Source organism: Acetatifactor sp., assembly GCF_982438285.1.
On the sequence record NZ_CEWDFQ010000069.1, the window covers coordinates 1 to 11,648 of the forward strand.

The window sequence follows — 11,648 nt, forward strand, 5'->3', positions numbered from 1 at the left end:
AGCCGACTGAATATAATTTTTTAAAAGTGCCACAATGTCAAAGCGCTCCATGCTTACCACATCGTTGCCGAATTCCAGCTGGTTCAGTGTCAGCAGCTTCTTCACCATATTATTCATCTTGGCAGCTTCGTCCATGATGACCTCGCAATAAAAATTTCTGCTGTCAGGATCATCATTGATCCCCTCCTTCAGTCCCTCCGCATAGCCCTGAATCAGTGCAATCGGCGTTTTCAGTTCGTGGGACACATTGGAAAGAAATTCCTTGCGCATCTCGTCAATTTTTTCTTTTTTCTCAATATCCTTCTGTAATTCATTGTTGGCCGTCTTTAACTCCGAAATGGACTCCTCCAAGCTAGCCGACAGCTTATTGATATTTTCCCCCAGCATATCGATTTCATTATTTGCCTTATCATGGTACTTTGCTTCAAAATCAAGGTGAACCATGCGCTCGGATATTCGGTTTAATTCCAGTATGGGCTTTGTCATTTTCCTGCATACAAACCAGATAATGACGCCTCCCGCAATGGTTCCAAGACATCCCACATAAGCAAAAAAGCGGTTTGCAATCTTTGCGCTCTCCTGAATGCTTTCCATAGGCGTACTTAAAATAAAGGAAATCCCCGTATCCAGTCTGCCATACATCTCCAAAGACTGATTGCCCGCCGGACCTGTTTTCTGAATGGTATAATCCTTCCCCTCCTCCAAAATCTGCAGATTTGCAGGCTGAAAGCCGAAAATGTAGCCGATCAGCTTATTTTCCAAATAATCGCCGCCATTTTCGGAAAGATACCGGGTCTGGGAATTTACGTCGATAATCGCCACCGTAATACTGTACATTCTGCAGATATTGTCCAGTTCCTCCTGAAATACTTCAGAGCTGTAGGTATCGCTGCCCGTTACCTGGGCAATGGTGGTGTATGCGTCAAATATCACGTTTCGTTTTGTCCTGGTGTAATACTCTCCCAGGAAAATACTGTTAATGAGCCAGCACATCAATATGATGCCGGCCATTAATCCAATAAAAATCAATGCAAATTGTCTTCTGATCGATGGCCTCATAGCAGTACTATTCTTCCTCCAGCTTATAGCCCATTCCCCAGATAGTCTTTATCATATCGCCCTTTTCCCCCATTTTGCTGCGCAGCTTTTTCACATGGGTGTCAATCGTACGGGCATCGCCAAAATAGTCGTAATTCCAGACATTATTTAAAATTTTCTCTCTGGAAAGGGCAATTCCCTTGTTCTCGATAAAATAGGTCAAAAGCTCAAATTCCTTATAGCTTAATTCAACCGGCTTTCCATCTATTAACACCTGATGGGCAGCCTTGTCAACGGAAATGCCGCCGCAGCTTATGATTTCATCCCTGTTCAGCTGGTTTGTCCTGCGCAATATGGCCTCGATGCGGGCCACCAGTATTTTAGGGCTGAAGGGCTTTGAGATGTATTCATCCACACCCAGCTGAAATCCCTGGAGCTCGTCCCGCTCGTCCGATTTAGCCGTCAGCATAATAATAGGTACCTTTGAGTAATTGCGGATTTCCCTGCACACCTGCCAGCCGTCCATCTTGGGCATCATCACATCCAGCACAATCAGCGCGATATCCTTCTGGTTAAAGAAAATCTCCACAGCCTCTTCGCCGTCTGCAGCCTCCAGCACTTCAAAATTACTTTTCACCAAAAAATCTCTCACCAGCTTACGCATTCTGCTTTCATCATCTACAACAAGAATTTTCAATCTATCTATTGCCATATCCGCTCCCGCCTTTCCAAAGCAGCAAATCTATTTCCGTTGTAAGTATCATACCGCAAATTTATGTTAAAAATGTGAAAACATCATTGCTCTTCTATCTCCAAGACCCTTTCCTGCTCCCGCAGGGCCTGCTCCCTTTCCGTCAGCTCCTGTTCCCAGGACGCATACCGGTCTGTCAAAGCTCTTTCATAATTCAGCACATTAGGATTGTCGCTGTCAAGTGTAATGGCAAACATAGCGATGACAGTAATCAAAAGAAGAATATTCAGAATCACAGATATAGGAAACGCAGCCTGCTTCTTCTTTTGGGGCTTGGGAATCCGCAGTCTGTTTCTGGCCGGATTCTGTTTCTCCCTCAGTTCTCTGTCGTAGGTATGCAGCAAGGGAATAGGAGACAGGCCATCCTTTGGTATTTCCGGCTGCTCCATCAGATAATCCTGCACCTTTTTCAAATAAGAAAGGCCTGTGGGCGTAATAAAAATGCGTTCCTGCACTGCTTTTTCGTATATCTGCCATATTTTCTCCGGATTGGAATAATCCATTCTTTCCTCCAGATAAGCAATCTTTTTCCGCTCCGTCTCCGCCAGTTCGGCATCTTTTTTGCTGCAAAACAAAAAGCCGCCCGAAATCAATTCCCTTTCCTCTAGTGTCCTTTTTTCGTCCATCCTTTAACTCCCGACATTTTCCTCATCATATGGGTTTAATATAACATTATCTACGGCAGATTTCAACAGGCTCCTTGCCTGCACAGGCTGCTTCTTTTCCTGCTTCATCCTCTTCTCGCACTGTATAACTTCACGGAAAACGGTTACCCTATTATGGTCAAAAACACATCAGAGATGGACTAGACATATATTTAGATTCTGCAGAATACATTTTAGTATAAGGAAATAAAAAGAGGACATCATGAAAGAATTTTGGAAATCAGAGGGGCTTGGAATCCTATTTACTGCCGCTTTAGGATCTTTTGGGCACTTTGCATATGACCTTTCAAAGGAAAACATTCTTGTGGCTTTATTCTGCCCCGTAAATGAATCCACCTGGGAGCATTTAAAGCTTCTGTTCTTTCCTTTTTTGCTTTTTTCATTGCTGCGCCTGTTTTTCTCTGAAAAAAAATCCCCTGTTTTTGCCACCTCCCTATTTTTAGGCGTGGCAGCTGGCCTTCTTTTTATTCCCGAAGCTTTTTATGCCCTTCTGCTTATGTTTGGATTCCACTCTCTCCCCACAGATATCGCAATCTTTTTGCTTTCCGTTGTTTTATCCTTCGCCATCAGCTATCTGGTGCAGTTTCGGAAAGCCCCCGGCTTTAACAGCCTGAGCATCCTTTTCCTGCTGATCCTGACAGGCTTGTTTTTTATCTTCACCTTTGCGCCTCCTGGCACACCGCTGTTTCAGGACCCGGTCACCAAAGGCTACGGCATTCGGGCACCCTGATTTTTACTCTGGCATTTTTGACCGCAGCTTCATCACTTCATTTTCTTCCTGCTCTATTTCATAAAGCTTCTTTGTGCAATGATTATATTGTGAAATCGCACGCAGTATTGCATTCAAATCCTCCGGCGAAAACATTCCCGCAGCTTTTGAAATATCACCAAAATTATTTACATTGATCCTTAAGCTGCCGCCGCTGGGAAGGCTGATTCTCAAAACCTCCTTAGGATCGTTCATATCTCCCAGGCAGATGGAATTTGTCCTGGGATCGCACACAAAAACAACCCCGTTATACACAATCACCCCATTTTCTGCCAGGTATCCATAGGGACAATCTGTTTGTCTGTCCGCAAGTACTTTTGAAAAAGACGAATCTTCTTCGCTGTTTTCTGATCTGCTTACAGCATTCTCCCGTCGTGCCGACTTTATTTCTTCTACATAAATCGGGTTCAATGCGTTATTCTTTATCATTATTGCTCCTTTCCGCAGTTGATCTGTAAACCACAGCCGCACTGCCCACCATTACAGTTTCCAAATGTCATTTCAAGTATTACTCAGGGTTCGCACTACATCCTCGTATCGTTTAGATTTGCTTTCCACATCCGCTTTTGTCACCCCATAGTATCTATACACATCTTTATAGATACGATCGAATTCCTTAATCAGCTTCTTGCTGCCAGCAGCTCCGCCACCAATATAGGCATACTTTTTTTCAATCACAATATGTATATTATCCTTTACATCATCAGATGCTTTTTGGAATTTATGAAAGTCAATATCAAATACTGCAGGCGGCACTTCCAACGCCTTTTTCATTCTTTCTTCGCTTTGCTTGAAATAAACCTCCACATCCTTTGGCGATTCGCTCTTTAATTGAGGAGACAAAGCGTACTCCCCCAGCAATTCCGGGGCATACTGGATAATGAAGGATGCTCTCATCTGATTGTACTCTTCTGCTGCTTCATCAGAAGCCTCAGTCACTTCCACAAACCCATATCTATTTACAATGTACTCCATCACTTCATCCATGCTGTGACTTTCACACTTGAGCGTTTTCTCCACATAAAACCGCTTTGCCCTGTTTTTTAAGCGTCCCATTTTCTGTCTCAGCGTAAGCTTTGCATCCTTCTTAAGCACAAAAACTGATGTGGGGCCATCCGCTCCTCCTATAACCGAAGCTGCACTCGCACTTTTTTTCATAAACACCCAAGCCCTCCATTTTTAGTGGGCTGCTCAACAGCAGCAAAATAGAATCTCTTCTCTCTTTCACATTATATGTGATTCTTTCCGAAGTTACAAGGAAGGAGTATTTAAATTATGGGGTTAACTTTATTGATTTTTTGCAATTCTTTTTCATTGTCAATTCGCAGCGCATCATCAAATTTTCGACTTAAATTAAGATGCCCCTCAGCTATACGCATGCTATTTCTGTTGGTTTCGTTTTCAAGTGTTAATTGTATGCTTTTACAATCTCTGCAGAAATATCAAACGATAAGAAACTGATACCAGGTCTTAAAAATCGGGCATATCAGCTGGTAATCCTTCACGAAAATCCGGAGGATAAAACCCTGTTTTGCCAACGGTTCATGCAGGAGCAGCTGTATATTTCCATTGCAAAGAATCACCCCTTACAAAGAGAAAAATTGTAAAGCTGGAAGAGCTTCATGGATTGCGCATATTGATGGATGGGAACACCGGCTTCTGGCGTGATATGTGCATCAGAAAAATTCAAAATAGGGGGAGCTGAACATAAGCTCCCCCTGCGTTTTAGTGTGCCCGGCGGGTTTCATCCCACTCCTACATCCCACTCCTACATAAAATACTTACACTTTTCTAAATAGAATCGCTGTTCTTTTTCAAACAAACTAATTAATTTATTCAAAGATTTTTCTTCTCTATATTCTTTTAAAGACTCCAAATATTCATTTCTATTTGCATCTTCAATTACAACTGGTATCATACAATTTTTTAGACACTCCCTGAAAAGAATTAATCTGCCTGTTCTCCCATTCCCATCTTGAAAAGGGTGTATGCTTTCATATTTAGCATGAAACTCAGCCAATATAAAAATATTTACATTCTGTTCACAATACCAGTCTACAAGCAAGCACATTTCATGAGCGACATCTTCTGGTCTAACGGTTTTATACATACCAATCATATTAGGACGTTGCTTATAATCACCAATAGCATATCCATTCGCTCGATCCTCAAATACACCAGCCTTTAATTCATAATGAAATTGTTTAATCAATTCCTGTGACAATGGTTCATCTAATGTATCTAACATTTTGTTAAACATAAGAAAATGCCCATTCATTTCTTCAACATCTTTAGCTCTATAATAATCATCGGATTTTGGTAAAGTGCCTGTATCAAATAGTGAAGCTGTTTGTTCTTCTGTAAGTGTACTCCCCTCAATTTTATTTGAATTGTAGGCAAGTAAACGTTGTGTGTAAGCATATACACCTGATCTATCAAATTTATCTCTTTCTATTTTGAATCTTGATAAAAGGAAGTCTAAAAATTCTTTATTGTTATTACTCATAATCATTCTCCTCTCATATATTTACAAGTTAAGTTGGAAATAGAAGTAAACTTGATAAACCGTCTTTTACACACATAATAACAGCCACCTTCCAGAATTTGTAATCTGAATTACTTTTTCTATTTTTTTGAAGGTGGTGAATCAAAAAAAATTATAGGGGATGTGTTTTTGCAACATGTCCCCTATTTTTTACGATAATAAATAATAAATTGTTTTAAGATGGCTTTTTCGCTTTGTATAAGCCAAAATCAGAAATTTATTTTGTAATCTCAATAATTCCTTTCCATATTTTCATTTGAAATTTCAGCCTTTAAACGCTCCAAAAGACCAATTAAATTTTTAGCATACTTGTAACCCATTTGGTTATAAGTAGTTTTTCGATTTTAGTGCTTCAAATGTGTTAAATTCGATCCAAATTGCTGTTGCATTTGTTTATAAAAGTTTGACCCCAATTTTGACCCCACTTATTTCGGTCTAAAACGGTTTGAAATGGTGTCAAACGGTCATTTTTTAATTTTTCTCCCTTTGGAAATGCCTGAAAACACTGTATTTTCAAGCATTTCACAGAATGGAGTAGACGGGAGTCGAACCCGTGTCCAAAAGCCCATTCCCTGTCCTTCTACTATCATAGTCCGTTATCCTGGCCGAACTTGCTTCGGCCTGTTCCCGCCTGGGGCAGGAAACGAACAGCCTGCTCCATTTGGTAGCTTCATTTTACGCCCATGCGCGCAAAGCTTAACGCATGTCGTTTCTCACATGGTTGATGCCCGGGTTCCGAAGTGTGAGTGCCCCGGAGCGGACAAGCTGCCTAAGGCAGCGTCATTCACAGCAATTACGCTGCAAATGCTAACTGAGTATTATCTTCAGCGTTTAGTTTAATTTTGTGATTAACGTGTCACAACGGATAGCTTCTCCAGCTGCAAGACTCCTGTCGAAACCTTTACTACCCCGAGTAAACTCTCCGGATTTTTCCGTAAAGATTTTTCTTTCGCTGTTAGTATAGAAGAATTTTGACAATAAGTCAATAGAATTTACCACTCATCTTAAATTCCTTTTCCGCCTCTCTTCTCTGATCCTTCTTTGCGATGTCCCGGCGTTTATCATAAAGCTTTTTGCCCCTTGCCAGGCCGATCTCCACCTTGGCTCTTCCGTCCTTAAAGTAAACCTGCAGAGGCACCAGTGTGTAGCCTTTTTCCGCCACCCTTCCCGCCAGCTTGTTGATCTCATACTTGTGAAGCAGAAGCTTTTTTACCCTTAAGGGATCCTTGTTAAAGAGATTTCCCTTTTCATAAGGACTGATGTGCATTCCATAAACAAAGACTTCTCCATTCTCAATACGGATAAAGGCTTCCTTGATGCTGCATTTCCCCATGCGCAGGGATTTTACCTCCGTGCCGTGAAGGGCAATGCCCGCCTCAAAGGTTTCATCTATAAAATAGTCATGGAATGCCTTTTTATTGTTCGCGACCAGCTTCTGCGCATCTTTTCCCTTTGCCATTCCTCACACCTCTTTACTCGTTATATTCTTCCTCATTCGTCTCCACCAAAGAAAAATCAATGGTTCTTGTCATGATATCTACCCCTGACACGCGGACTTTCACCGGCATTCCAAGCTTAAAGGTTCTTCCGGTAGCCTCGCCCACCATTTCACAGGCATCCTCCTTGTAATAGTAATAATCCCCGGGGAGCCTGGATACATGAACCAGTCCCTCCACAGTGTTGGGAAGCTCCACATAGATTCCCCAGCCTGTCACGCCGGATATAATGCCGTCAAAGCACTGGCCGGTTCTTTCCTTCATATACTCTGCCTTCTTCAGCTTGTCCGTCTCGCGCTCTGCTTCGTCTGCCCTGCGTTCCATATCGGAGCAATGACTTGCCACCTCCGGGAGAATCTCCCGGTAATGGGCTGTCCTCTCTTCTCCCAGCCTTCCCCGGAGCTGATCTTTGATAATACGGTGAATCTGTAAGTCCGGGTAACGTCTGATGGGCGAGGTAAAGTGACTGTAAAAACGGCAGGCCAGTCCAAAATGCCCGCTGCTCTCCACGCTGTATTTCGCCTGCTTCATGCTGCGAAGGGCAAGGCGGCTTATCATGGCCTCCTCGGGAGTGCCTGCAATTTTGTCAAGCAGCTTTTGAATTTCCTTGGGATGCACTTCTCCCCCGCTTACCTTGCCCGCATTTCTGCCAACAGCCTTGATATAATACCCCAGATTATTGATAAAGGTGGAAAGCCTTTGAATCCTCTCTGCATCCGGCACATCGTGGACTCTGTACAAAAAAGGCACCTCCAGCCAGTAGAAATGCTGGGCTACGGTTTCGTTTGCGGCCAGCATAAAATCTTCAATAATATTGGTGGCCACATTCCGCTCATAGGGCTTTATGTCCACAGGATGGCCTTCCCCGTCAAGCAGTATCTTGCATTCCGGAAAATCAAAATCAATGGCTCCCCTCTTCCTGCGCTTAGACCGGAGTGCTGCCGCCAGCTCCTCCATCTGCCGCAGCATAGGCAGCAGATAAGCATATTTCTGATACGCCTCTGTTTCCAAAACCTTCTCATCGGCAAGTATATTCTTCACCTGTGTATAGGACATACGGTGGTCTACACGGATCACCGACTCACAGATATCATAGTCGAGAATTTCCCCGTAAACGTCAACCCGCATAAGACAGCTTAAAGCCAGCCTGTCTGCTCCCTCATTCAGAGAACAGATGCCGTTTGAAAGGGCGTGGGGAAGCATGGGAATCACCCGGTCCACCAGATACACACTGGTGCCTCTTTTCAGTGCTTCCCGGTCCAGGGCAGAATTCTCCTGTACATAATTTGCCACATCCGCAATATGAACTCCCAGATGGTAACAGCTTCCATCAAAGCTCACACTCACAGCATCGTCCAAATCCTTGGCATCCTCTCCGTCAATGGTAATCATAACCACCTCACGCAGATCCCTGCGCCCGGCCATGTCCGCCTCGGACACCTCTTTCGCTGCACGCTGCGCCTGATTCATCACCTTTTCGCCAAATTCCACGGGAAGCTCATATCCACGCACAATGGACATAATATCCACGCCCGGATCGTTTCTATGGCCCAGAATCTCAACAACGCGGCCCTCTGGACTTTTTCTGTCCGTGCCGTAGCCTGTGATCTCCACCACTACCTTATGTCCGCTCACAGCACCCTTGGAATGCTCCTTTGGCACATAAATATCCTGGGCAAGCTTTGTGTCGTCCGGTATCACAAAGCCGAAATTATTCCGGGTCCGCTCATAGGTGCCCACCACCTGCTTCATGCCCCTTTCGAGGATACGGATAACCTGGGCCTCCTGGCGCTTTCCCTTTTGAGCCTCCAAAAGGGCTACCTGCACCGTATCCCTGTGAAAGGCTCCGTTGACCTTGTCCTCCGGGACAAAAAGATCCTCCTGTCTGCCCTCTATCCTCACAAAGCCAAAGCCCTTGGCATTGCCGATAAAGGTTCCGGTGAAAACCCTTCCGTTGGACTTCATATATTTTCCCCTGTTGGTCAGCATCAGCCTGCCTTCCGACAGCAGCTGTGCCAAGATGCTTTTCAGTTCCTTTCTGTCCTCCGCAGCCACCTGAAGGAATACGGCAAGCTCCTTTTCCTTCATAGGCACATAAAGGTCGTCGTTCACCAGATCACAGATGATTTTTTTCCTTTTTTCCCTTATTTCCGTACTGCCGTTCATGAATACTCCTTATAGCTTTCTTCCTGCACAAAAAAACACTCTTTGTCACAAGAGTGTTTGTCTTACGTGATTAAAATACGTTAAGATTTAGTATGACCGCAATCAGCATAAATAATACTGCCAAAACCTTGGTTATCTTTACCAGCAGGCCTTCCATGGAACGTCCCTTATTCTTGCCCCAATAGGTCTCAGCTGCACCGCTGATGGAACCAAGGCCCGCGGACTTGCCTTCCTGCATCAATACCAACACTGTAAGCGCTACACATATCAATATAAAAACAATTGTCAATACCACTCTGAATGCTTCCATCTCACACCTCCTAATGTCAAGCAAGTTTCATGTTACCATAAAAAATACATCTTTTCAACCATTTTTTCTCAAAAGAGAGCAAAAACAATTTGCAAAAAAAGCCAGGCGCACAAGCGCCCGGCTTCCCTTACCAAACGGATTCAAACAAAACTACTTATCTGCCAAACTGACAGTCGTTATTTCCACTGTCGGTTGTCCACATTTCCAGCATGTTGATAGGATCGTTGAAGTCTGCCAGCCAGCCATTGCGGGCAATGTCATAATTGCCGGCCTTTCTCTCATCCAAAAATACATTCCAGTCAACAGTCTGGATAGTCATATCAATGCCGATCGCTGCAAAATCCTGCTGCAGCGCCTCTGCAACTGCCACATGTCCTGTACCGTCATTGGTCAAGTACTCGAAGGTGATAGGAGTCTCTGCGGACAGCATACCATTATCATCAAATACATAACCTGCAGATTCTAACAGCGCAATTGCCTCAGCCACATTTTCCTCGGAATAAGAAGGATTGAAGTAACCTACATCCTCCGCATCAGGATAGGTGTACGCGTCATCGTTCTCCTTGAAGATACCGCCGTGTCCATCAGACATTCCTGTAGGAATAAAGGTGTTGGCAGGCTCCTGGCCGGTCTGGCCGATGTTCTCCGCAATATAGTCACGGTCAACCAAAAGAGCAAATGCTCTTCTCATTGCGTTAGCCTGTGCAGGCGTCTTATCCGCAAACAAATCGCTCTTTACATTGAAGGATACATAGTAGGTGCCCAGGTTGTCAACGATGTGGAACTCAGGGTTATCTAACAGAGACTGAATCTCATCATTGGGAACGGTATCGATAAAGTCAAGGTTGTCTGCATTGTATGCAGCGTAAATTGCAGTGTCATCTGCGCTCAGCATAACCTCGATGGTCTCAACCTTAACCTCATCTGCTCTGTGGTAGTTGGGATTCTTGGTCATGATGATGGTCTGGTCATGAGTCCAGCTGCTTATGGTGTAAGCGCCGTTGGTCACAAAGCCAGCCTCCTGGCACCATGCGCCAGGGTTGGTCTCCCAGTCAGCTGCCGCCTCTACCTCACTCTGCTTTACAGGATAGTAAGCCGGGAAAGCAAGCAGGTCAAGGAAATATGCGCAAGGGGAGTCAAGCTCTATGGTCAGGCTCTGTCCATCCTCGCTTGCAGTCACCTTCAGGGTGCCGTCCTCGTTTGCTGCAATTACGTCAAACATATAGGAGTAGTCTGCAGCGGTCTGAGGATTTACGGCACGATTCCAGGAATATACGAAATCATTTGCATTCAGCTCAGAGCCGTCGGACCATACAAGACCAGGAATCAGATTAACGGTATAGGTCAATCCGTCCTCGCTCACAGTATAATCAGCTGCAAGATCAGGCTGTACATTGCCGTCAGCGTCATAGGTAAACAGACCGGCAAAGCTGTTTACGATCATACATGCGCCGTCAACGGAGCTGTTCAGAGCGGGATCAAGAGTATCAGGCTCGCTTGCAAGGTTAATTCTCAATGTTGTGTCAGGAGCCTCTGCAAACATAAAATATTTGAAGCCGTACAGATTGGAATAGATGTTGGTCACATCAGATTTCTGCATATAAATGTCGTTGTAGTAATACAAAGGCAGAATTGCTCCAGTTTCCATGAGCATATCCTCAGCCTGATGCATCAGCGCCTCACGCTCCACATAATCTGTGGTGGACTTGATCTGGCTGATCAGGTTGTCATATTCAGTCCAGTTTGCGGGATCCACTACATCCTCTGCAGAAACAGCCTCTGTAGATGCCGCTTCTGTGGACTCTGCCGCACTTTCGGTGGAAGCAGCCGCAGATGAAGTATCTGCAGGCTCTTGTGTAGAACCACAGGCGGTCAGAGAGCCCAGCGCCAAAACAAGCGCTAAAGAAA

11 protein-coding genes and 1 other RNA gene are annotated in these 11,648 nt (G+C 44.4%); 1 reads left to right on the forward strand and 11 read right to left on the reverse strand.

All coding sequences use genetic code 11. The features are described 5' to 3' along the window. The 3 genes from AC1WIP_RS05245 to AC1WIP_RS05255 all read right to left on the reverse strand — a co-directional run. The coding region (locus AC1WIP_RS05245) for a HAMP domain-containing sensor histidine kinase (RefSeq protein ID WP_481140833.1) at positions 1–1,059 on the reverse strand (1,059 nt) is incomplete at its 3' end. A 7-nt stretch (positions 1,060–1,066) separates the two neighbouring features. Next, positions 1,067–1,744 carry a response regulator transcription factor gene (locus tag AC1WIP_RS05250; protein ID WP_481140843.1) on the reverse strand — a complete coding sequence of 226 codons (678 nt, stop codon included), beginning with the start codon at positions 1,742–1,744 and terminating at the stop codon, positions 1,067–1,069. An 89-nt stretch (positions 1,745–1,833) separates the two neighbouring features. Next, positions 1,834–2,415 carry a hypothetical protein gene (locus tag AC1WIP_RS05255; RefSeq protein ID WP_481140834.1) on the reverse strand — a complete coding sequence of 194 codons (582 nt, stop codon included), beginning with the start codon at positions 2,413–2,415 and terminating at the stop codon, positions 1,834–1,836. Between the two features lie 241 nt (positions 2,416–2,656). On the opposite strand from AC1WIP_RS05255, the gene AC1WIP_RS05260 reads away from it, so the two are divergent. Next, on the forward strand, positions 2,657–3,184 hold the full coding sequence (locus AC1WIP_RS05260) for a DUF6512 family protein (RefSeq protein ID WP_481140835.1): 528 nt from the start codon (positions 2,657–2,659) through the stop codon (positions 3,182–3,184). Positions 3,185–3,187: 3 nt separating this feature from the next. Here the strand turns inward: AC1WIP_RS05260 and AC1WIP_RS05265 are convergent, their stop codons facing one another. The 8 genes from AC1WIP_RS05265 to AC1WIP_RS05300 form a co-directional block, all read right to left on the reverse strand. Further along, a complete protein-coding gene (locus AC1WIP_RS05265; protein ID WP_481140836.1) occupies positions 3,188–3,652 on the reverse strand; it encodes a hypothetical protein in 465 nt (154 codons plus the stop codon). A gap of 72 nt (positions 3,653–3,724) precedes the next feature. Continuing rightward, on the reverse strand, positions 3,725–4,381 hold the full coding sequence (locus AC1WIP_RS05270; RefSeq protein ID WP_481140837.1) for a hypothetical protein: 657 nt from the start codon (positions 4,379–4,381) through the stop codon (positions 3,725–3,727). Between the two features lie 610 nt (positions 4,382–4,991). Beyond that, a complete protein-coding gene (locus AC1WIP_RS05275; RefSeq protein WP_481140838.1) occupies positions 4,992–5,729 on the reverse strand; it encodes a Fic family protein in 738 nt (245 codons plus the stop codon). A gap of 566 nt (positions 5,730–6,295) precedes the next feature. After that, positions 6,296–6,679, reverse strand: a transfer-messenger RNA (tmRNA) gene (ssrA, locus tag AC1WIP_RS05280). Positions 6,680–6,750: 71 nt separating this feature from the next. Beyond that, complete coding sequence (gene smpB / locus AC1WIP_RS05285; protein ID WP_481140839.1) at positions 6,751–7,227, reverse strand: SsrA-binding protein SmpB; 477 nt, start codon at positions 7,225–7,227, stop codon at positions 6,751–6,753. Positions 7,228–7,240: 13 nt separating this feature from the next. Then, positions 7,241–9,430, reverse strand: coding sequence for a ribonuclease R (gene rnr / locus AC1WIP_RS05290; protein WP_481140840.1), 2,190 nt, complete (start codon positions 9,428–9,430; stop codon positions 7,241–7,243). Between the two features lie 70 nt (positions 9,431–9,500). Next, entirely contained in the window at positions 9,501–9,740 is a 240-nt protein-coding gene (secG, locus tag AC1WIP_RS05295) for a preprotein translocase subunit SecG (protein ID WP_481140841.1), read from the reverse strand. Between the two features lie 154 nt (positions 9,741–9,894). Continuing rightward, a partial coding sequence (locus AC1WIP_RS05300) for a peptide ABC transporter substrate-binding protein (RefSeq protein WP_481140842.1) occupies positions 9,895–11,648 on the reverse strand: 1,754 nt, incomplete at its 5' end.

Coding starts and splice junctions, on each gene's coding strand:
- AC1WIP_RS05255 (WP_481140834.1), bottom strand. CDS start 2,415: ATGGACGAAAAAAGGACACTAGAGGAAAGGGAATTGATTTCGGGCGGC.
- AC1WIP_RS05260 (WP_481140835.1), top strand. CDS start 2,657: ATGAAAGAATTTTGGAAATCAGAGGGGCTTGGAATCCTATTTACTGCC.
- AC1WIP_RS05265 (WP_481140836.1), bottom strand. CDS start 3,652: ATGATAAAGAATAACGCATTGAACCCGATTTATGTAGAAGAAATAAAG.
- AC1WIP_RS05270 (WP_481140837.1), bottom strand. CDS start 4,381: ATGAAAAAAAGTGCGAGTGCAGCTTCGGTTATAGGAGGAGCGGATGGC.
- AC1WIP_RS05275 (WP_481140838.1), bottom strand. CDS start 5,729: ATGAGTAATAACAATAAAGAATTTTTAGACTTCCTTTTATCAAGATTC.
- smpB (WP_481140839.1), bottom strand. CDS start 7,227: ATGGCAAAGGGAAAAGATGCGCAGAAGCTGGTCGCGAACAATAAAAAG.
- rnr (WP_481140840.1), bottom strand. CDS start 9,430: ATGAACGGCAGTACGGAAATAAGGGAAAAAAGGAAAAAAATCATCTGT.
- secG (WP_481140841.1), bottom strand. CDS start 9,740: ATGGAAGCATTCAGAGTGGTATTGACAATTGTTTTTATATTGATATGT.